This window comes from Micromonospora trifolii (genome assembly GCF_050516465.1).
Taxonomy (GTDB): Bacteria; Actinomycetota; Actinomycetes; order Mycobacteriales; family Micromonosporaceae; genus Micromonospora; species Micromonospora trifolii.
Genome location: NZ_CP191526.1, coordinates 4,863,629 through 4,883,986, shown reverse-complemented (window position 1 = coordinate 4,883,986; position 20,358 = coordinate 4,863,629). Strand labels below are relative to the sequence as shown.

Here is a 20,358-nt window from a genome sequence, read left to right as displayed (position 1 = left end):
AGGTCGTGCCCCTTCGCCGTGTCTGCGGACGGCACTTGATGGAATTTTCCTTCGGTTCAGTCGATAGGTATTGAAACTTCTATTCATTGCCGGGTTGACTGTCGTCCATGCGTACCCGCAGACGATCCGCCCGCCGCACCGGCGTCCTGCTGCTGACGCCGCTGCTCGCCCTGGCCCTGTCACCGCCGGCCACTGCGGCACCCACCGTGGACCCGCCCACCGTCGCCTCACCGTCCCTGGCCTCACCCACGATCGCGGAGGACGCGCCGCCCGCGTCCTCCCGCCCAGCCGGCTCGGTCAGCCTGGCCGCCGCCCCGACCGCCGACGTTGGTGGGCTGGAGCCGGCCGGCGGGCTGGAGACCACGAAGGCCATCCGGCCGGTCGCGCCCGGCGTGCAGTTGACGTCCTTCGACCGGTACGACGCCGAGGGCTGGTTGCGCGCCGACGCGCTCACCACCGACCTGGCCGGCGGCTCCACCGTCGACTACGTCAACTCGGGCGCGGTCAGCCGGGCCGAGCCGCTGCGAAAGGCGGTGGACCAGTCGCATGCGGTCGCCGCGGTCAACGGCGACTTCTTCGACATCAACAACTCCGGCGCGGCCCAGGGCGTCGGAGTCCGTGACGGCGAGCTGATCCAGTCGGGGGTCAGCGGTCACCGCAACGCGGCGGCGGTCACCACGACCGGGCTCGGGCGGGTGATCGAGGTGAACTTCGACGGCAGCGCCACCCTGCCCACCGGGCCGGTCCCGCTGACCCAGTTCAACAACATGGTGCAGGCCGACGGCATCGGCGCCTTCACCGAACTGTGGGGGACGTACACCCGGCAGCGTGCCGTGGAGGGCGCGGCCCGGGTGGTCGAGGTCACCGTGACCGACGGTCGGGTGGCAGCGGTGGGAAGCGTGGCCGGTAGCGGCCCGATCGTCGCGGGCAGCACCGTGCTGCTCGGCCGCGACCTCGGCGCGGACGCGCTGGCCGGCCTGCGCCCCGGTGACCAGGTGGCGGTGGCCTGGCGGCCGAAGCCCTCCGACGGCAGCACCCTGCACGCGGCGGTCGGGGGCGGCAACGTCCTGGTCCGCGACGGCGTCGTGCAGAGCATCGCCGACCCGACCCTCGCCCCCCGCACCTCCGTCGGGTTCAGCGCCGACGGTCGAAAGATGATCATGCTGACGGTGGACGGCCGTCAGGTCGACAGCCGCGGCGTGACGCAGACCGAGATGGGCCGGATGATGGCCGAGCTGGGCGCCCACCACGCGCTCAACCTCGACGGTGGCGGATCGTCCACGCTGCTGGCCCGGGAGCCGGGCGCGCCCGCCGTGCAGCTGGAGAACGGCCCCTCCGACGGCAGCGAGCGGGCCGTGCCCAACGGCCTGGCCATCTATGCGCCGAAGGGCAGCGGGCGACTCACCGGCTACTGGGTCGAGACGGCCAGCGACCCCACCGCCGCCCCGGGCGTCTCACCGGTGCGAGGTGGGCGGCCCGACCGGGTCTTCCCGGGGCTGACCCGCACCCTCACCGCAGCCGGCTACGACGAGACGTACGGCCCGGCGGCCGGCGCCCCCACCTGGCGGGCGACCCCGGCGGTACGCGGCCGGGTCGACAGCGACGGCGTGTTCCACGCCGGCGCACCGGGGGCCAGCACGGTCACCGCCGCACGGGGGCGGGTCACCGGCTCGCTGAACCTCACAGTGCTCGGCCCGCTGGCCCGGATCGGCACCACCGCGCCGCGGGTCGGACTGACCGGCCGGGACGGTAACGCCCTCGTCGGCGTGGTCGGGTACGACGCCGAAGGCAACACCGCGCCGATCGAGCCGGCCGACCTCACCCTCGACTACGACCGGGACCTGCTGCGGATCACTCCCACCGGGGACGGCAACCTGTCCATCGCCGCGTTGCGGGACACCGGCTCGGGGCTGGTGACTGTTCACGTCGGACGCACGAGCGCTGTCCTGCCGGTCACCGTCGGGCTGACCGACGTGCCGGTCGCCGGTTTCGACGACGCCGCGTCCTGGCGGTTCAGCCAGGCCCGCGCCAGCGGTTCGGTCGCGCCGGCACCAGGGCACACCGGCACCGGCCTGCGAATGTCGTACGACTTCAGCCAGTCCACCGGCACGCGGGCCGCGTACGCCGACCCGCCCGCCTGGATCGAGGTGCCCGGTCAGCCGCAGGCCTTCGGGATGTGGATCCACGGCAACGGCACCGGGGAGTGGCCCAGCCTGCACCTGCACGACGCCCAGGACACTCAGCACGTGCTGCGTGGCCCACTGATCACCTGGACCGGCTGGCGGTACGTGGAGTTCGCGGTGCCGGCCGGGGTGCAGTACCCGGTGCGGGTACGCCGCTTCTACGTGGCCGAGACGAACGCCGCGGCGCAGTACACCAGCGAAGTGATCATCGACGACCTGGTGGCGAAGGTGCCCCCGACGGTCGACGTGCCGGAGGTGGCACCGCGTACCGATCGGGTGGTGGTTCGCGACGGCACGGTGGACGGCGCGCCCTGGCGGTTCGCGGTGCTCTCCGACGCCCAGTTCGTCGCCGCCGACCCGGACAGCGACCTGGTCGCCCAGGCCCGGCGGACGTTGCGCGAGGTGCGGGCGGCCCGGCCGGACTTCCTCCTGATCAACGGCGACTTCGTGGACACCGCCTACCCGGCCGACTTCGCGCTGGCCCGGCGGATTCTCGACGAGGAGTTGGGCGACGCGCTGCCCTGGTACTACGTGCCCGGCAACCACGAGATCATGGGCGCCCCGATCAGCAACTTCGCGGCCGCGTTCGGCGCCACCTCCCGGGTGTTCGACCACAACGGCACCCGGTTCGTCACGCTGAACTCGTCCACCGGGACGCTGCGCGGCGGAGGCTTCGACCAGGTACGGATGCTCCGCGAGACGCTGGACGCGGCGGCCACCGACCGGCGCGTGGGTTCGGTCGTCGTCCTGCACCACCACCCGCCGCGTGACCCCAGCCCGGCGCAGGCCAGCCAGCTCGGCGACCGCAAGGAGGCGGCGCTGCTGGAGCAGTGGCTCGCCGACTTCCAGCACCGGACCGGCAAGGGCGCGCTGTTCGTGGGCGGGCATGTCGGCACCTTCCACGCCGACCGGGTGGACGGGGTGCCCTACGTGATCAACGGCAATGCGGGCAAGACGCCGTCCACCCCTGCCGACCAGGGCGGCTTCACCGGCTGGACGGAGTTCGGCGTGGACCCGGTGACCCCGGCCGAGGCCGACCGGGCCCGCCGTAACCCGCTCGCCGAGGGCCCGCGCTGGGTGGACGCGGAGTTCCACGCGCACGCCGACCGTCTCACGGTGGCCGCCCCGGCCAGCGTCGTGGTCGGCAGCCCCGCAGCGGTCACCGCCACGCTGACCCAGCCCGGCGGGCGTACGGTCCCGGTGGCCGCACCGGTCAGCGCCGACTGGTCGGCCTCGCCGGGAGTGCACGTCGGCTCGGCGGCCGGGGTGCGCCCCTGGCACACCGCCCGATTCGACCCGGCCACCGGCACCCTGACGGCACTGCGGCCCGGCGCGCCGATACGCCTGACGGTCGAGGTCAACGGCGCCCGTGCCGAGGCCACCATCACCGTCACCGGGTGAACTGTCCGGACGGGCCCCCACGCGCGGGGCCCGTCCGGACACCTCAGAAGTCGCCGTCGGCCACCTGGAAGACGGTGAGGCCGAGGGATCGCCACATCTGGACCACCTGGACGCGGTCGTCGAAGACGCCGGCCACCCGGTAACGGTCCCGGATCTCCCGGTCGTAGATCTCCCGCTTGACGATCGAGTCCTTCCGGGAGTCGCCGACGGCGCGCAGGTGCAGGCCCAGGTAGGGCACTCGTACGTGCCGGGCCAGCCAGGCCTCGGTGGCCGCGCGGGCGGAGGCGTCCCGCCCCGAGCAGAAGACCACCCCGTAGCCGGCGGCGTGCATCGCCCGGACCGCCGCGATCACCGCCGTGTTCGGCTGGTCCTGGCCCACCCGGGTCATGTCGTACGGGCTGCGGGAGACGGCCAGCGCGACGGTGCCGTCGATGTCCACCAGGACGATCTCCGGTGGCTCGGCCGACGGCGGGTGCACCACGGCGGGGCGTCCGGTGCGGGCCTGCGGCACCGGCAGCGGCAGCTCCCGACCCTGAAGGTACCGCTCGTGCAGCCGGCGGATCGCGTCCGCGCCGACCTGGTCGACGGCCGGCCGGGCGGCGTCGCGGCGCAGGCACTCGTCCAGCGGCACGTCGGTGAAGTCGTGCACCTCGAAGTCCGCGCCGTGGCGGGCGGCCAGCTCGGCCCAGCCCCGCAGGGTCCGCGCACGCAGGTTGGTGTCGTCCACGCAGACGTCCGCTCGGGCCCGCAGCAGCGCCTCGACCTGAGCCTGCTGTACGGCGGTCACCTGCGCCTCGGCCCACTGGGTGAACAGCCGTTCGCCGTGCAGCATCCGGCGCAGGTCGTCCCGGTTGACCCGCGATACGGACGGCTGGAGCGTGCGGGCGAACGTCGTCTTGCCCGAGGCGGGCAGTCCCCGGGTGGCGATCAGGCGGGTCATCGACGCATCTCCGGCTCGACGGGCGTACCCCGGCCGGGGTACCTGGCGGCGGTCCGCCGGGTGCGCGAATGCCCCGCCGGGCGGCGGGAATGCGGACGGGTAGGCACGTGTTGACGATGCCGGACGAGGTGTGCGGCCCGATTACCGGGTCGGCTCAGGCCCATGGCACACTGGTCAATCGGCCACCGGTTCCGGTTCACGCCCGAGCCCGTCGCGTACGGCGCGACGAGCGATGACGGCGACCCGGCGACCACCAACGAGAGGACCGAGGCGAGATGAAGGCAAACATCCACCCGGAGTACGTGACCACCGAGGTCAGCTGCTCCTGTGGCAACACGTTCACGACCCGCAGCACCGCCAAGGGCGGGGCGATCCACGCCGAGACCTGCAGCGCCTGCCACCCGTTCTACACCGGTAAGCAGCGCGTTCTCGACACCGCCGGCCGGGTCGCGAAGTTCCAGCAGAAGTACGCCAAGGTTCAGGCCAAGAAGGCCAAGTAGCTCCTCGTTCGGCGCCCGCGTCCGGTTTTTCACCGGACGCGGGCGCCGTCCGTATTTTCCTCCATTTCCGCCCGGCCGCTGGCCCCCGGCCCCGGCCCGGTCGTCGCGCACCGTCGAAGGAGCATCCGCAGCATGAGCAGCGAGCGTCTGGCCGGCCTTCTCGACGAGTACGCGCAGCTGGAGAAGCGGTTGGCCGATCCGGCCATCCACGCCGACCAGGCCACCGCGCGCAGGGTCGGCCGCCGGTACGCCGAGCTGGTGCCGCTGCACAAGGCCGCCGACGAGTTGGAGCAGGCCCGCGCCGATCTGGCCGCGGCTCGCGAGTTGGCCGCCGAGGACCCGTCCTTCGCGGCTGAGGCGGACGCCATCGCCGGGTCCCTGCCGGTGTTGGAGGAGCGGCTCGCCGAGCTGCTCATTCCGCGCGACCCGCACGACGCCAAGGACGTGATCGTCGAGATCAAGGCGGGTGAGGGTGGCGAGGAGTCGGCGCTGTTCGCCGGTGACCTGCTGCGGATGTACACCCGGTACGCCGAGCGGCACGGCTGGGTCACCGAGGTGATCGACGCGCAGGATTCCGACCTCGGCGGGGTCAAGGACGTCTCCCTGGCGATCAAGACCAAGGGTGTGCCGGACGGCGGCAACGGCGTCTGGTCGCGGCTCAAGTGGGAGGGCGGCGTGCACCGGGTGCAGCGTGTCCCGGTGACCGAGTCGCAGGGCCGGATCCACACCAGCGCCGCCGGGGTGCTGGTGCTGCCGGAGGCCGAGGACGTCGACGTCACCATCGACCAGAACGAACTGCGCATCGACGTGTTCCGCTCGTCCGGCCCGGGTGGCCAGTCGGTGAACACCACCGACTCGGCGGTGCGGATCACCCACCTGCCGACCGGCATCGTCGTCTCCTGCCAGAACGAGAAGTCCCAGTTGCAGAACCGGGAGCAGGCGATGCGGATCCTGCGGGCCCGGCTGCTCGCCGCCGCCCAGGAGCAGGCCGACGCCGCCGCCTCGGACGCGCGCAAGGCGCAGGTGCGCACCGTGGACCGCTCGGAGCGGATCCGCACCTACAACTTCCCGCAGAACCGGATCACCGATCACCGGATCGGCTACACCGCGTACAACCTGGATCTGGCGCTCGGCGGCGAGCTGGACGGGGTGCTGGACGCCCTCACCGAGGCCGACCGGGCCGCCCGGCTCGCCGGCGACACCGAGCTGACCCGCCGCTGACCGCGGCAGCGAGCTGACCGGCGCGGTCAGCTCGCGCGGGGGCGGGTCTTGGCGCGGAGCATCTCGCGGTCGGCCTGCTCGAACGCGACGCTGAGCGCGTCGCGCAGCCCGCCGCCACCGGAGACCTCGGCGAAGCCGATGCTCACCCCGACCGGGGTGCCGGGCACCAACGATTCCCAGTCCTCCAGGCGGACCGCGGCCTCGATCCGGCGGGCCACCTCGGCTGCCTCGGCCATGCCGGTGTCCGGCAGCACCACCACGAATTCGTCACCGCCGTAGCGGGCCACGAAGTCGCCCCGGCGCATCACCCGGTTGATCACGCCGGCGATGCGTTGCAGCACCAGGTCGCCGGAGTGGTGCCCGTGCCGGGTGTTTACCGCCTTGAAGCCGTCCAGGTCGCAGACGCCGATCACGACTCGTTCGCCACGGGTGACCACGGCGGTGATGTAGCGCTCCAGCCGGCGGCGGTTGGGCAGCCCGGTGAGCGGGTCGGTCAACGCCTCGCCCTCGAAGCGCGCCGCTTCGCGCCGCATCTCCTCGTGGTCGATGCGGGCGGCGATGCCGTCGATGTAGACGTCGCGCAGCCGGTCGTTGCGCTGCGCGGCGAGCCGGAACGCCAGCCGGTCGGCCCGGTGCGCGGCCAGGTGGTCCCCGGCGCGGGTCAGCGCGATGCTGCGCAGCCGGGCCGGTTCGGCCGCCCCGAGCGTCTCGTTGGAGACCTGGACGGTGTCCAGTCGGGCGACCGCCTCGATCGGCCGGCCGTCGGCGACGGCGAGGCACACCTGCCCGAGCTGACGCAGGTCGCGGGCGCGGGCGCTGTCGCCGCCATGGGTGATCAACCGGGCCGGCTCGGGGCCTTCGGTCGCCACCTGGTCGCCGAGCGCGGCCTGTCGGGCCGCCGCGTAGCCGTACGCGGCGAGGCTGCTCGGGCGTAACTGGCCGGCTCGCCCGGCGCGGACGAAGCGGGTCAGGTCGGCGGCCACGTCCCGGAGCACCCGCAGACAACCGTCGCTGTCGCCGTTGTGGTCCAGGGCCACGGCGTTGCGCAGCCGGATGCCCGGCGCGGCGAAGGTCTCCTCCGGGATCCCGGCGGTCAGCCCGAGCTGCCGGGCACGCTCGATGGCGCCCAGGGCGTACCCGTGGAAGCTGAGGTAGCTGTAGGCCATGGCCAGGTCGTGCCAGCCCCAGGCGGTGTCCCGGTCCGGGTCGGCGACGGCGCCCAGGGCCCGAGCCGCCCGGACGAGGTGCATGACGCAGCGGTCCAGTGCGCCCTGGTGGTGCGCGGCGAGCGCGGCCAGCGCGTTGAGGTGACCGTGCAGATAGGGCTCGGCGAGGTCGCGGACCGCCGCCGACGCCTCTTCGATGGCCCGGGTGAACTCCGCGGTGCGACCGAGATTGATCAGCGCGGAGAGGCGCTGCACCATGGCGTCCGCTCGCGCCGCCGGGTCGTTGGTGGTGCGGATCACACGCTCCAGCAGGACGTACGCCTCCGCGGAGCGGCTGGCCTCCTGCAACGCCCGGGCGTGCGTGAGGGCGTCAACCTGGTCATCGACCCGGTCGAGCCAGCCCACCCGCCAACCTCCTGTCGTGCGCGCCTGGGCGCACCTGTTCGTCACGTCGCCCGCGACGCTTCATGATTATGTCGTGAGTACTTTGCCGCAACACCCCCCCGAAGGGACAGGCCCCATCCGGCCGTCCGCCGCGGTGGCCCGAGCGGCCCGCGCGCTCGCCGCCGCCGGGGTTGGCTCGGCCCGGGTGGAGGCCGAGTTGCTGGCGGCGTACGTGCTGGGGGTTCCCCGGGGCCGGCTGGCTCTCGCCGACGACCTGAGCGACGACCAACTGGTGCGGCTCGACGAGTTGACGCGCCGCCGTGCCGCGCGGGAGCCGTTGCAGCACCTGACCGGTCGGGCCGGGTTCCGGCATCTGGAGCTGTCGGTCGGCCCGGGTGTCTTCGTGCCCAGGCCGGAGACCGAGCTGTTGGCCGGCTGGGGTGTCGAGCAGGCCCAGGGCCGGCCCGACCCGGTGGTGGTGGACCTGTGCAGCGGCTCCGGGGCGATCGCGCTGGCGGTGGCTCAGGAGCTGCCGGGAGCGCGGGTGATCGCGGTGGAGCGGTCCCCGGCGGCGCTGGCCTGGCTGCGGCGCAACGCGGCGGAGCGCGCCGCGGCGGGGGACCGGCCGATCGAGGTGGTCGAGGCCGATGTGACAGCGCCGGACCTGCTGGCCGAGCTGGTGGGCCGGGTGGACGTGCTGCTCTGCAACCCGCCGTACGTGCCGGAAGACGTGGTGGTCCCGCCGGAGGTGGCCGGGCACGACCCGGCGGAGGCGGTCTTCGGCGGCTCGGACGGTCTGGTGGTGATCCGGCCGGTCGTCGCCCGGGCGGCGGTGCTGTTGCGCCCGGGGGGCGTGCTCGGCGTCGAGCACGACGACACCCACGGCGCGGCGGTGCCCGAGCTGCTCGCCGGGAACGGCGGCTTCACCGCTGTAGCGGAGCATCTGGACCTCACCGGGCGTCCCCGCTACGCCACCGCGTCCCGACGGGCGGACGGCCAGCACGCCCCGATCGGGGCGGCGTGGCAGACTGACTCCTCGTGATGCTCTACGACTGCCGGTCGCCCGCCGATCGGGACCGCGGCATCGCTGCGGCGATCGAGGCGGTCAAGAACGGCGAGCTGGTCGTTCTTCCGACGGACACCGTGTATGGGATCGGCGCGGACGCGTTCACCCCGTACGCGGTGAAGGCGCTGCTCGACGCCAAGGGTCGGGGTCGGCAGATGCCGCCGCCGGTGCTGATCGGCTCGCGGCACACCCTGGACGGGTTGGTCTTCTCGCTGCCCACTGCCGCACGGGATCTCGTGGAGGCGTTCTGGCCGGGTGCGCTGACGATCGTGGTCGAGCACTCGCCGAGCCTGCAATGGGACCTGGGCGACAAGACCGGCACGGTGGCGGTGCGGATGCCGCTGCACCCGGTGGCGTTGGAGGTGCTGCGCGAGACCGGCCCGATGGCGGTCTCGTCGGCCAACAAGACCGGGCAGCCGGCCGCGGTCACCGCCGACGAGGCGCGTGACCAGCTCAGCTACTCGGTGCGGGCCTACCTGGAGGCCGGCCCCTGCCCGGACCCGGTGCCCAGCACGATCGTGGATCTGACCGGTGAGGTGCCGCAGCTGTTGCGGGCCGGGGCGATCCCGCTGGAGAAGCTGCGCGACGTGGTTCCGGATCTCATCGACGGTCGGGCGGTCTGAGTGCCCCCGTTCACGGTTCTGCACGTCTGCATGGGCAACATCTGCCGCTCGCCGATGGCGGAGCGGCTGCTGGCCCTGGCGGTGCGGGAGCGGCTGACCCGGCGTTCGCAGGACCCGGCCCAGGCCGAGGAGCTGGTGCACAGCCACAGCGCCGGCACGGGTGGCTGGCACGCGGGCGAGGAGATGAACCCGCCGGCGGCACGGCAGGTCACCGGCCGTGGTGGGGACGTGGCGGGGTTCGCCGCGCGCAAGCTGCGCTCGGACCACATCGACGCCGCCGACCTGGTCCTGACCGCCACCGCCGACCAGTTTGAGTACGTTGTGGCGCTTCGTCCGGACGCGGCGGCCCGCACGTTCGTGCTGGGGGAGTTCGGCCGGCTGCTGGCCGCGGTGGACGCCGCCGCGCTGCCGCCGGGCGACGCCACCCCGGAGGCCGTGTACGCCCGTGGGGTGGCCCTGGTGGCGGCGGCTCACGACGCGCGGCTGGGCGCTTCGGCGTTGGCCACCGATGATCTGGACGACCCGTGGGGTCGTGGCGACCAGTGCTTCAGCCGGGTCGCCGACGAGATCGAGGAGACGGTCCACCCGCTGGCCGGCGCGCTGCTCCCCTGAGCGTGGTGCGAGTTTCCTCCGGGTTTGGGGAAAACCCAGGGCTAAAGGGGCGTTCCGGGTCATTCTGAACGGGTCCTAGCGTGACCGGCTCCTGCGGGGAGAGCTGATGATCCGGGCCCAACTCGACAAACTGCTGACCGTGGTGATCGCCGGAGTGCTGGCCGGGTTGGTGCTGGCCGCCGCCGCACTGCCCGCGGCCCTGGTCTTCGGGATCGGCTTCAGCGCCCTGTCGACGCCGTACTCGGAGCTGCCGAACACACTCCGGACGCCGCCCACCGCGCAGCGCTCCAACCTCTACGCCAACGACGGCACCACCCTGATCACCTCCTTCTACCAGGAGGACCGGGTGGACGTGCCGCTGCACGAGGTGGCTCCGGTGATGCGCCGGGCGATCGTGGCCGCCGAGGACGTCCGGTTCTACCAGCACAGCGGGGTCGACCTGCGGGGCGTGGTGCGCGCGTTCACCGTCAACAAGCGCGACGGCCGGACCCGGCAGGGCGCCTCCACGCTGACCATGCAGTACGTCCGTAACGTGCTCAGCAACGATCCCCGGCTGACCGAGGCGCAGCGGGACGCCGCCACCGAACTCACCACCGTCCGCAAGCTCCAGGAGATGCGGTACGCGCTCGCGTTGGAGCGGGAACTCGACAAGGACGAGATCCTGACCCGCTACCTCAACATCGCCTACTTCGGTGCCGGGGCGTACGGCATCGCGGCGGCCAGCAAGCGGTACTTCTCCCGCTCCCCGGCCGAGTTGACCCTGGCCCAGGCGGCACTGCTCGCCGGTCTGGTGCGTTCGCCGGACAGCGACGATCCGATCAACGGCGACGCCGACAGCGCGGTGGCCCGGCGGTCGTACGTGTTGGAGCGGCTGGTGGAGTCGGGGCAGGTGCCGGCGGACGCGGCGGCGGCGGCACGCGCGGAACCGCTGCAACTGCGGCCCAGCGAGACCCCGAACGACTGCACGGGTGTGCCCGACGCGCACAACGACTGGGGCTTCTTCTGCGACTGGTTCACCCGCTGGTGGAGCAGCCAGTCCGCGTTCGGGGCGACCGCCGACGAGCGGCAGCGCGCGCTGCGCCGGGGCGGCTTCTCCATCGTGTCGTCGCTGGACCCGGGGGTGCAGCGGGCCACCACCGAGCAGGTGTTGAAGATCTATCCGACGACCAGGGCCGAGGCGGTGCCCACCGCCGTGGTGCAACCGGGCACCGGGCGGGTCCTGGCGATGTCGGTGAACCGCGCCTACAGCGTGGCGGACAACCCGGTCGGGCAGAAGAACCGCCCGAACACCGTCAACCAGTTGATCGCCGGCGGCGGCGCGATCGAGGGGTACCAGGGCGGCTCGACGTTCAAGCTCTTCACCCTGCTGGCCGCGCTGGAGTCCGGCCTGCCGCTGTCGACCGACTTCGTGGCGCCGACCCAGTTGCTCACCCGCTTCCCGGTGACCGGGGAGGCGAGCTGCGACGGACGGTGGTGCCCGGCCAACGCCAGCCCGTCGGCGATGGACGGCCCCCGCACCATGTGGAGCGCGTTCGGCCGCTCGGTGAACACGTACTTCGCCTGGCTCACGGAGAAGGTCGGCGCCGACCGGGTGGTGGAGATGGCCGAGCGGCTCGGCATCGTGCTGCGGGCCGAGTCCGACGCCAAGCTGGCCCGCTACGGCGCGAAGGACTGGGGTCCGTTCACCCTGGGCGTGGCCGCGACCACCCCGTTGGACCTGGCCAGCGCGTACGCCACGGTGGCGGCCGAGGGGACGTGGTGCGCGCCGCTGCCGGTGGTCTCGATCACCGACTCGGGCGGCCGGCCGGTCGACGCCGCCAAGCCGGACTGCCGGCAGGTGCTCGACGCCGACGTGGCGCGGGCGGCCACCGACGCGGCCCGCTGCCCGGTCGGCGACCAGTCGATGTACGGGCGCTGCGACGGCGCCACAGCACCCGGGCTGCGGGCGAAGCTCGGCCGTCCGGTGGCGGGCAAGACCGGCAGTTCGGAGCGGTACGAGACGGAGACTGTGGTGGCGTTCACGCCGCAGCTCGCGGTCGCCTCGATGGCAGCGAACCCGGACGATCCCCGGGACGCGGTCGGTCAGGCGGTGCAGGCCCAGATGGTGAACGCGGTCGGCGAGGTGCTCGCCTTCGCCCTGCGCGACCAACCGGTCCGCGACTTCGTCCCGCCCAGCCAACGAACCGCCCTCCAAGCCCAACCCCAAGCCGGCAACTAACCCCCCGACCCCCACCCCACCCCACCCCACCCCACTCGCCGATCTTGCACTTCCTGCCGTGACAAAAGGTGCCGAGGTCCGCAAATCGGCAACACAAAGTGCAAGATCGCGGGAGCGGGGCGGTCAGGGGGTCTGCTCGGCGTTGCGGGCTATGTTGCGGGCCATTCCGCCGAAGACCACCGTGTGGAACGGGGCCACCGACTTCCAGTAGGCGTGCCCCGGCAGGCCGCGCGGCAGGAAGACCGCGCGCTGCTGGTAGCGGCTGCGGCCGCCGTCAACCGGTAGTACCCGCATCTCCAGCCAGGCCCGGCCGGGTAGCCGCATCTCGGCGCGCAGCCGCAGCAACTCACCGGGGATGATCTCCTCGACCCGCCAGAAGTCCAGCGCCTCGCCGACCTGGAGGTGGTGCGGGTCGCGTCGGCCCCGGCGCAGCCCGACCCCGCCGACGAGCCGGTCCAGCCAGCCGCGGATGGACCAGGCGAGGGGGAACGAGTACCAGCCGTGTTCGCCGCCGACGCCCTCGATCACCCGCCAGAGCGCCGTCGGCGACGCGTCCACCGCCCGTTCCCGGACGTCGGTGTAGGCGGTGCCACCGGACCACACCGGGTCGGTGGGTAGCGGTTCGGCCGGCGCGTCCGGGCCGCTCGCGTTCGACCAGCGGGTCTCCACCTGGGCGTCGCGCACCTTCGCCAGCGCCAGCGCCACCGCGTCGTCGAAGCCGGTCAGCCCGCCCGGCGGGTCGGGTACGTAGCGGGCGATGTCGTGTTCGTCCGCGACCGCCTCCTGGATCAGGCTCTCCACCAGCGGGCGGGCGATGGCGTTCGGCACCGGCGTGATCAGGCCGACCCAGTGCGAGGAGAGCGACGGGGTGAGCGCCCGGACCGGCACGATGATCCGCCGGCGCAGCCCGGCCACCCGGGCGTAGCGCTGCATCATCTCGCGGAACGTGAGCACGTCCGGCCCGCCGATGTCGAAGCCCCGGTTGACCTCTGCCGGCAGCGCGGTGCAGCCGACCAGGTAGTTCAGCACGTCGCGGACGGCGATCGGCTGGATCTGGTTGCGCACCCACCGCGGCGTGATCATGGCGGGCAGTCGCTCGGTCAGGTACCGCAGCATCTCGAACGACGCCGAACCGGAGCCGATGATCACCGCGGCCCGGAGCACCGCCGTGGGCACCCCGCTGGCCAGCAGGATCCGGCCCACCTCGGCCCGGGAGCGCAGGTGCGGCGAGGGGACGGTGTCGGTCGCCGGCAGCGGGCCGCCCAGGTAGACGATTCGACGTACGCCGGCCGCGCGCGCCGCTGTCGCGAAGTTGGTCGCCGCCGTCCGGTCGGCCGCCTCGAAGTCGGGCCGGCCCAGCGAGTGCACCAGGAAGTACGCGACGTCCACGTCGGCGAACGCGGCGGCAAGCGTCTCCGGTCGACTCAGGTCTCCCTCGACGATTTCGGCCGCCGAGGCCCAGGGCACGTCCCGCAGCCGCACCGCCTTGCGGGCGAGGCAGCGCACGGTGTGCCCGTCGGCGAGCAGCAGCGGCGTCAGCCGCCCGCCGATGTAGCCGGTCGCTCCGGTGACGAGGCATCTCACAGGTCCCAGTCTGCTGCCCCCTAGACTCGTTCGCTGTGGAGACCGAGACGAGCACCTTCTGGGGGCCGGATTTCGCGCAGCTCAGGGCCACTGACCCGGAGATCGCCGGGGTGGTCCTCGGCGAGTTGGACCGGTTGCGGGGCGGCCTGCAGCTGATCGCCAGCGAGAACCTGACCTCGCCGGCGGTGCTGGCCGCGCTCGGTTCGACGCTGACCAACAAGTACGCCGAGGGTTACCCGGGCCGGCGCTACTACGGCGGCTGCGCCGAGGTGGACCGGGCCGAGGAGATCGGCATCGCCCGGGCCAAGGAGCTCTTCGGGGCCGAGCACGCCAACCTCCAGCCGCACTCCGGGGCGAGCGCCAACCTGGCCGCGTACGCCGCGCTGGTGCAGCCGGGGGACACGGTGCTGGCGATGGACCTGCCGCACGGCGGGCACCTCACCCACGGCAGCCGGGTGAACTTCTCCGGCAAGTGGTTCCACCCGGTCGGCTACCCGGTCCGGTCGGACACCGAGCAGATCGACTACGACGAGGTACGGGACCTGGCGCGGGCGCACCGACCCAAGCTGATCATCTGTGGGGCCACCGCGTACCCGCGCCTGATCGACTTCGCGCGGTTCCGGGAGATCGCCGACGAGGTCGGCGCGTACCTGATGGTGGACGCGGCGCACTTCATCGGCCTGGTGGCCGGCCGGGCGATCCCGTCCCCGGTGCCGTACGCCGACGTCGTCTGCGCCACCACCCACAAGGTGCTGCGGGGGCCGCGCGGCGGCATGATCCTGTGCCGCGAGTCGCTGGCCCAGCGGATCGACAAGGCGGTCTTTCCGTTCACCCAGGGCGGCCCGCTGATGCACGCGGTCGCGGCCAAGGCGGTCGCGCTGCGCGAGGCCGCCCAGCCGGATTTCCAGACGTACGCCCGGCAGGTGGTCAGCAACGCCCAGGCGCTCGCCGCCGGGCTGGCCGACGAGGGGATGCGCCCGGTGTCCGGTGGCACCGACACCCACCTCGCCCTGATCGACCTGCGGGAGCTGGGGGTGACCGGCACCGAGGCCGAGCGACGCTGCGACGCCGCGTCGATCACCCTGAACAAGAACGCCATCCCGTACGACCCGCAGCCGCCGATGGTGGCCTCCGGCATCCGGGTGGGCACGCCGAGCGTCACCACGCAGGGGATGCGCGAGGGGGAGCTGCGCCAGGTGGCGACGTTGATCGCCCGTGCGGTGCGCACCGATCCCGGCGCTCCGGGTGGTGCCGACGAGCTGATCCGGCTCGGTGCCGAGGTGTCCGAGCTGGTCGCGGCGTTCCCGGCGTACCCCCGTGGCTGAGCCCGGGGTGGTCGAGCCGGACACCGACCGGCGGTGGCGGCTGCGGCACCTGCCGGTGCTGTTGGCCGCGTCGGCGGCGCTCGCCGCGGTCGCCGCGGTGGTGGGCGGGGTGACCGGTGGCGTGACGGCCGCGCTCGGCGCGGCGGCCGGCGTGGGCGTCACGGTGCTCAGCTACACCCTCACCACTGTGGTGCTGGCCCGCGCCGACCAGGTCAACCCGCAGTTGCTGCTGCCGCTCGGCGTGGGCCTGTACGTGCTGAAGATCAGCCTGCTGGGTGCGGTGCTGGTGGCGGTGGCGTCGACCGGTTGGCCCGGTTTGATCCCTCTCTGCCTTGGCATCGTCGCCGGGGTGGCAGTGTGGACAGCGGTGCACCTCTGGTGGCTGACCACGGTGCACGCTCGCCGGCCGCGCGGCTGACCTGGCGGTCGTCCCAACCAGCGGACGCGCCGCAATGTGTCGGCCTCCGGTCATTTTCCGACGGGCGGAAGGGGAGTAGCGTGCCCACAGACGACGGCGCCCACGAGAAGCCCACACAACGACGGTTGTGCGGGGGGTGAGGCACAGCCTCGTCTTCCCGGCTGATATCGTTCGCCCCGTCATGGCTGGTGACCAAACCCCCCGTCCCGCCGGTGAACCGGACGATTATCCGTCCGGCGCCGGTCAGGGTTGGACCGCGCTCAGCTACCTCATCGGAGGAATGCTTGTGTGGGGTTTCATCGGCTGGCTGGTCGACCAGTGGCTCGATACCGGTGGCGTCGCCACCGGGATCGGCGTCGTGCTCGGCGTGACCGGGGGGATCATCCTCGTCGTCCGTCGGCTCGGCACGCCTACTTAGGAAGGGACACGGTGTTCGGACAGGCGAACGTTCTGGCAGCGGGCCAGGCGGCATTCCCACCCAGTGTGGACGACTTCTACCTGCCCGCGATCGCGCCCTGGGGTGTGGAGAACGCTCCGTGGTTCACCAAGTTCACGCTGATGATCTGGATCGCGGTCGGCGTTCTGATCATCTTCTTCCTGGCGACCTATCGGAACCCGAAGTTGGTGCCGACCAAGAAGCAGTGGTTCGCTGAGTCGATCTACGGCTTCGTCCGGAACAACATCTCGGTCGACATGATCGGTCACCAGGGCGTGCGGTTCGCTCCCTACTTCACGACGCTGTTCTGCTTCGTGCTGCTGACGAACGCGTTCGCGATCATTCCGCTCTTCCAGATCTCGCCGAACTCGCACATCGCCTTCCCGGCGATCCTCGCGGTGATCAGCTACGTGCTGTTCAACTACATCGGCATCCGGCACCACGGCTTCGGCAAATACTTCAAGCACGCCCTGATCCCGCCGGCACCGTGGTACATCCTGCCGCTGCTGATCCCGATCGAGGCGTTCTCGACCTTCATCATCCGGCCGTTCTCGCTGGCCGTCCGTCTCTTCGCGAACATGTTCGCCGGCCACATGCTCCTGCTGGTCTTCACGCTCGGCGGCTTCGCGATGCTCAACGCCAACGCCTGGCTGGCGCCGATCTCGGTGGTGTCCTGGGTGATGACCGTGGCGCTGACCCTTCTCGAGGCGCTGGTCATCGTCCTGCAGGCCTACGTCTTCACCGTGCTGAGCGCCAGCTACATCCAGGGCGCGCTCGCCGAAGAGCACTGATCCACGCACCAACCGTTGTCGTCCCGCGTGAGAGTCACGCGTGATAACCAGGAGGAACCACACCAATGGACGCTAGCGTTCTCGCCGAGGTCACCGGTAGCACCGCTGCCATCGGCTACGGTCTCGCCGCCATCGGCCCGGGCATCGGCGTTGGCCTGGTCTTCGCCGCCTACATCCAGTCGACCGCCCGGCAGCCCGAGTCGTCGCGCATGACCCTGCCGTACGTCTGGATCGGCTTCGCCGTCATCGAGGCGCTCGCGCTGTTCGGCATCGCCTTCGGCTTCATCTGGGCCGGCTGATCCCGCCCCTTCCGACCGGGAGGTCACCCATGTTGTTCCTCCTCGCCGCCGAGGGTGGTGAGTCAGACCACAACCCGATCATTCCGATCTGGCAGGAGATCGTGGTCGGCACGGTCGCCTTCGCCGTGCTCTGCTTCGTGCTGATGAAGTTCGTCTTCCCGCGCATGGAGCAGACGTTCCAGGCTCGGGTCGACGCGATCGAGGGCGGCATCAAGCGCGCCGAGGCCGCCCAGGCCGAGGCGAACCAGCTGCTCGAGCAGTACCGTGCCCAGCTCGCTGAGGCCCGGACCGACGCCGCCAAGATCCGTGACGACGCGCGGGCCGACGCCGAGGGCATCCGGCAGGACATCCTCGCCAAGGCGCGGGAAGAGTCCGACCGGGTCATCCAGGCGGGCAAGGACGCGCTCGCCGCCGAGCGGGCCACCATCGTGCGCGAACTGCGCGCGGAGGTCGGCACGATCGCGGTGGACCTGGCCAGCAAGATCGTTGGCGAGTCGCTGGCCGACGAGGCGCGGCGTAAGGGCACCGTCGACCGGTTCCTGAGCGGTCTCGAGAGCACGGGGGCCCGCTGATGCAGGCCGCCAGCCGGGAGTCGTACAAGGCTGCGGCGGAGCACCTGGAGACGTACGTCCGCGGAGCGGAGCCGTTGGCGGTGGCCAACGCCGCCGCCGGCATCCTCTCCGTCGCCACCCTGCTGCGGCGCGAGCCGCGGCTGCGCCGGGCGCTGTCCGAGCCGGCCCGGTCCGGCGCGGACCGTGCCGGCCTGCTCGGCGAGATGCTGCGCGGCAAGATCGACGCGGGGGCGCTGGACCTGCTCTCGACGCTGGTCGCCGGCCGGTGGTCGGCACCGTCGGAGCTGCTCGACGGCGCCGAGCGGCTCGGCGTGGAGGCGCTGCTCGCCAGCGCCGACTCCGCCGGCGGCCTCGGGGAGGTCGAGGACGAGTTGTTCCGCTTCGGCCAGGTGGTCGCCGGTCAGTCGGCGCTGGGCAACACACTGGGCGATCCGGCGGCTCCGATTGAGCGGCGGGCCGCCCTGGTCCGCGAACTGCTCGCCGACAAGGCCCACCCGATCACCGTCCGGCTCGTCGAGGCGGCGCTGGGCGGGTTCGGTGGACGCTCCTTCACCAGCGCGCTCACCCGGCTGGTGGAACTCGCCGCCGAGCGACGTGACCGGCAGGTGGCGTACGTGACCGTCGCGGCCCCGTTGAGTGACGAGGACGAGCGCCGGCTGGGTGCGAGCCTCGGCGCGATATACGGTCGAGAGGTCTCCGTCAAGCAGACGGTGGACCCCCACGTCCTGGGTGGCGTGAGCGTTCGGGTCGGCTCCGACCTGTACGACGGCACCATCCTGCGCCGCCTCAACGAGACCCGCAACGCGCTCGCGAAGCGCTGATCGGCTTCGCCGCCCCGCGGCTGAGCGGCTTTGCCGCCCAGCGTCGGGGTGGCTGGACCGCGCAGCGCCCGGAATGACAGACGCCATTCGGACCGGTCGGTACTAGGTATCCCGGGCCCCTGAATTTTAAGGAAGCAGAGGATGGCCGAGCTGACCATCTCGACGGAGGAGATCCGCGGCGCCCTGGAGCGCTACGTCTCTTCCTACTCGTCCGACGTCTCCCGCGAGGAGGTCGGCACCGTCGCCGACACCGGCGACGGTATCGCCCACGTCGAGGGCCTGCCCTCGACCATGACCAACGAGCTCCTGGAGTTCGAGGACGGCACGCTCGGCGTGGCGTTGAACCTCGACGTCCGGGAGATCGGCGTCGTCGTTCTCGGTGACTCCGCCAAGCTGGAGGAGGGGCAGCGCGTCAAGCGCACCGAGCGGGTTCTCTCCGTTCCGGTCGGCGACGCCTTCCTCGGCCGCGTGGTCGACGCGCTCGGCAAGCCGATCGACGGGCTCGGTGACATCGCCAACGAGGGCTTCCGCGAGCTGGAGCTGCAGGCTCCGAACGTGATGTCCCGGCAGTCGGTGTTCGAGCCGCTGCAGACCGGCATCAAGGCGATCGACGCGATGACCCCGATCGGTCGGGGTCAGCGGCAGCTGATCATCGGTGACCGGAAGACCGGCAAGACCACTGTCGCTCTGGACGCGATCCTCAACCAGCGGGACAACTGGCGCACCGGCGACCCGAAGAAGCAGGTCCGCTGCATCTACGTCGCCATCGGCCAGAAGGCCTCCACGATCGCCTCGATCAAGGGGCAGCTCGAGGAGGCGGGCGCGATGGAATACACGACCATCGTCGCCTCGCCCGCGTCCGACCCGGCCGGCTTCAAGTACCTCGCCCCGTACACCGGCTCGTCCATCGGGCAGCACTGGATGTACGGCGGCAAGCACGTTCTGATCGTCTTCGACGACCTGAGCAAGCAGGCCGAGGCGTACCGGGCCGTGTCGCTGCTGCTGCGTCGCCCGCCGGGCCGTGAGGCGTACCCGGGTGACGTCTTCTACCTGCACTCCCGCCTGCTGGAGCGCTGCGCGAAGCTCTCCGACGAGCTGGGTGGCGGCTCGATGACCGGTCTGCCGATCATCGAGACGAAGGCCAACGACATCTCGGCCTTCATCCCGACCAACGTCATCTCGATCACCGACGGTCAGATCTTCCTGGAGACCGACCTGTTCAACCAGGGCGTCCGTCCGGCGATCAACGTCGGCACCTCGGTCTCCCGGGTCGGTGGCGCCGCGCAGGTCAAGCCGATGCGCAAGGTCGCCGGTTCGCTGCGGCTCAACCTCGCGCAGTACCGCGAGCTGGAGGCGTTCGCCGCCTTCGCCTCCGACCTGGACCGGGCCTCTCGCGCCCAGCTCGACCGGGGCGTCCGCCTCGTCGAGCTGCTCAAGCAGCCGAACTACTCGCCGTTCCCGGTCGAGCAGGAGGTCGTCTCGGTCTGGGCCGGCGTCGAGGGCAAGCTGGACGACATCCCGGTGGGTGACGTTCGGCGCTTCGAGGCGGAGTTCCTCCAGTACCTGCGGCACAAGCACCAGGGTGTGCTGGCCGGTATCGCCGACAACCAGTGGGGCGACGACATCGTCGGCTCGCTGGACGCGGCGATCGCCGAGTTCAAGCAGGTCTTCCTCAACAAGGACGACGAGCGCAAGGTCAACGACGCGCCGGCCGCGCCGCTTGAGGGCGACGAGAACCGCGAGACGGTGACCCGCTTCCGCGACAGCGCGACCGACCGCCCGGCCGAGAGCTGATCCC

At 72.0% G+C, this 20,358-nt stretch carries 18 protein-coding genes; 15 read left to right on the top strand and 3 right to left on the bottom strand.

From position 1 onward, the window contains the following. The first annotated feature begins 107 nt into the window (after nucleotides 1-107). The gene (locus ACQRWP_RS22640; protein ID WP_430497538.1) at nucleotides 108-3,584 is read left to right on the top strand and encodes a phosphodiester glycosidase family protein; all 3,477 of its coding nucleotides are present in this window, start codon (nucleotides 108-110) and stop codon (nucleotides 3,582-3,584) included. A gap of 43 nt (nucleotides 3,585-3,627) precedes the next feature. On the opposite strand, the gene ACQRWP_RS22635 is transcribed toward ACQRWP_RS22640, so the two are convergent. Next, nucleotides 3,628-4,524: an AAA family ATPase gene (locus tag ACQRWP_RS22635; RefSeq protein ID WP_430497537.1), complete on the bottom strand. Its 897-nt coding sequence runs from the start codon at nucleotides 4,522-4,524 to the stop codon at nucleotides 3,628-3,630. Between the two features lie 275 nt (nucleotides 4,525-4,799). Here ACQRWP_RS22635 and rpmE point away from each other — a divergent pair, with 275 nt between their 5' ends. Both rpmE and prfA read left to right on the top strand, forming a co-directional pair. Beyond that, nucleotides 4,800-5,024, top strand: coding sequence for a 50S ribosomal protein L31 (rpmE, locus tag ACQRWP_RS22630; RefSeq protein WP_030333150.1), 225 nt, complete (start codon nucleotides 4,800-4,802; stop codon nucleotides 5,022-5,024). A 132-nt stretch (nucleotides 5,025-5,156) separates the two neighbouring features. Beyond that, nucleotides 5,157-6,245, top strand: a complete 1,089-nt coding sequence (prfA, locus tag ACQRWP_RS22625; protein ID WP_430497535.1) for a peptide chain release factor 1 — start codon at nucleotides 5,157-5,159, stop codon at nucleotides 6,243-6,245. 26 nt (nucleotides 6,246-6,271) lie between these two features. On the opposite strand, the gene ACQRWP_RS22620 is transcribed toward prfA, so the two are convergent. Further along, nucleotides 6,272-7,816, bottom strand: a complete 1,545-nt coding sequence (locus ACQRWP_RS22620) for a diguanylate cyclase domain-containing protein (protein WP_430497534.1) — start codon at nucleotides 7,814-7,816, stop codon at nucleotides 6,272-6,274. 73 nt (nucleotides 7,817-7,889) lie between these two features. Here ACQRWP_RS22620 and prmC point away from each other — a divergent pair, with 73 nt between their 5' ends. The 4 genes from prmC (at nucleotide 7,890) to ACQRWP_RS22600 (ending at nucleotide 12,314) form a co-directional block, all read left to right on the top strand. Next, nucleotides 7,890-8,837: a peptide chain release factor N(5)-glutamine methyltransferase gene (gene prmC / locus ACQRWP_RS22615; RefSeq protein WP_430497533.1), complete on the top strand. Its 948-nt coding sequence runs from the start codon at nucleotides 7,890-7,892 to the stop codon at nucleotides 8,835-8,837. Then, a complete protein-coding gene (locus ACQRWP_RS22610) occupies nucleotides 8,837-9,484 on the top strand; it encodes an L-threonylcarbamoyladenylate synthase (RefSeq protein ID WP_430503266.1) in 648 nt (215 codons plus the stop codon). The genes prmC and ACQRWP_RS22610 overlap by 1 nt, the downstream gene beginning before the upstream one ends. Then, the gene (locus ACQRWP_RS22605; protein ID WP_357568962.1) at nucleotides 9,485-10,096 is read left to right on the top strand and encodes a phosphotyrosine protein phosphatase; all 612 of its coding nucleotides are present in this window, start codon (nucleotides 9,485-9,487) and stop codon (nucleotides 10,094-10,096) included. It abuts the gene before it with no gap. Between the two features lie 106 nt (nucleotides 10,097-10,202). Beyond that, on the top strand, nucleotides 10,203-12,314 hold the full coding sequence (locus ACQRWP_RS22600; RefSeq protein WP_430497531.1) for a transglycosylase domain-containing protein: 2,112 nt from the start codon (nucleotides 10,203-10,205) through the stop codon (nucleotides 12,312-12,314). Between the two features lie 123 nt (nucleotides 12,315-12,437). Here ACQRWP_RS22600 and ACQRWP_RS22595 read toward each other — a convergent pair whose 3' ends face one another. Then, nucleotides 12,438-13,898 carry an SDR family oxidoreductase gene (locus ACQRWP_RS22595; protein ID WP_430497530.1) on the bottom strand — a complete coding sequence of 487 codons (1,461 nt, stop codon included), beginning with the start codon at nucleotides 13,896-13,898 and terminating at the stop codon, nucleotides 12,438-12,440. 35 nt (nucleotides 13,899-13,933) lie between these two features. Here ACQRWP_RS22595 and glyA point away from each other — a divergent pair, with 35 nt between their 5' ends. The 8 genes from glyA to atpA all read left to right on the top strand — a co-directional run bounded on the left by glyA (nucleotide 13,934) and on the right by atpA (nucleotide 20,354). After that, nucleotides 13,934-15,223, top strand: a complete 1,290-nt coding sequence (gene glyA / locus ACQRWP_RS22590) for a serine hydroxymethyltransferase (RefSeq protein ID WP_430497528.1) — start codon at nucleotides 13,934-13,936, stop codon at nucleotides 15,221-15,223. Next, entirely contained in the window at nucleotides 15,216-15,641 is a 426-nt protein-coding gene (locus tag ACQRWP_RS22585; protein ID WP_430497527.1) for a hypothetical protein, read from the top strand. The genes glyA and ACQRWP_RS22585 overlap by 8 nt, the downstream gene beginning before the upstream one ends. 181 nt (nucleotides 15,642-15,822) lie before the next feature. After that, a complete protein-coding gene (locus ACQRWP_RS22580) occupies nucleotides 15,823-16,059 on the top strand; it encodes an AtpZ/AtpI family protein (RefSeq protein WP_091405894.1) in 237 nt (78 codons plus the stop codon). Nucleotides 16,060-16,070: 11 nt separating this feature from the next. Then, entirely contained in the window at nucleotides 16,071-16,868 is a 798-nt protein-coding gene (gene atpB, locus ACQRWP_RS22575) for a F0F1 ATP synthase subunit A (protein ID WP_091405892.1), read from the top strand. A gap of 65 nt (nucleotides 16,869-16,933) precedes the next feature. Then, on the top strand, nucleotides 16,934-17,167 hold the full coding sequence (locus ACQRWP_RS22570) for an ATP synthase F0 subunit C (RefSeq protein WP_091405890.1): 234 nt from the start codon (nucleotides 16,934-16,936) through the stop codon (nucleotides 17,165-17,167). 32 nt (nucleotides 17,168-17,199) lie between these two features. Then, the gene (locus ACQRWP_RS22565) at nucleotides 17,200-17,739 is read left to right on the top strand and encodes a F0F1 ATP synthase subunit B (RefSeq protein WP_112584053.1); all 540 of its coding nucleotides are present in this window, start codon (nucleotides 17,200-17,202) and stop codon (nucleotides 17,737-17,739) included. After that, complete coding sequence (locus ACQRWP_RS22560) at nucleotides 17,739-18,560, top strand: F0F1 ATP synthase subunit delta (RefSeq protein ID WP_430497524.1); 822 nt, start codon at nucleotides 17,739-17,741, stop codon at nucleotides 18,558-18,560. The genes ACQRWP_RS22565 and ACQRWP_RS22560 overlap by 1 nt, the downstream gene beginning before the upstream one ends. Before the next feature lie 141 nt (nucleotides 18,561-18,701). Next, a complete protein-coding gene (gene atpA, locus ACQRWP_RS22555; RefSeq protein WP_430497522.1) occupies nucleotides 18,702-20,354 on the top strand; it encodes a F0F1 ATP synthase subunit alpha in 1,653 nt (550 codons plus the stop codon). Nucleotides 20,355-20,358 lie beyond the last annotated feature (4 nt).

Coding starts and splice junctions, on each gene's coding strand:
- ACQRWP_RS22610 (WP_430503266.1), top strand. CDS start 8,837: ATGCTCTACGACTGCCGGTCGCCCGCCGATCGGGACCGCGGCATCGCT.
- ACQRWP_RS22600 (WP_430497531.1), top strand. CDS start 10,203: ATGATCCGGGCCCAACTCGACAAACTGCTGACCGTGGTGATCGCCGGA.
- ACQRWP_RS22635 (WP_430497537.1), bottom strand. CDS start 4,524: ATGACCCGCCTGATCGCCACCCGGGGACTGCCCGCCTCGGGCAAGACG.
- prfA (WP_430497535.1), top strand. CDS start 5,157: ATGAGCAGCGAGCGTCTGGCCGGCCTTCTCGACGAGTACGCGCAGCTG.
- atpA (WP_430497522.1), top strand. CDS start 18,702: ATGGCCGAGCTGACCATCTCGACGGAGGAGATCCGCGGCGCCCTGGAG.
- ACQRWP_RS22580 (WP_091405894.1), top strand. CDS start 15,823: ATGGCTGGTGACCAAACCCCCCGTCCCGCCGGTGAACCGGACGATTAT.
- rpmE (WP_030333150.1), top strand. CDS start 4,800: ATGAAGGCAAACATCCACCCGGAGTACGTGACCACCGAGGTCAGCTGC.
- ACQRWP_RS22560 (WP_430497524.1), top strand. CDS start 17,739: ATGCAGGCCGCCAGCCGGGAGTCGTACAAGGCTGCGGCGGAGCACCTG.
- ACQRWP_RS22570 (WP_091405890.1), top strand. CDS start 16,934: ATGGACGCTAGCGTTCTCGCCGAGGTCACCGGTAGCACCGCTGCCATC.
- ACQRWP_RS22640 (WP_430497538.1), top strand. CDS start 108: ATGCGTACCCGCAGACGATCCGCCCGCCGCACCGGCGTCCTGCTGCTG.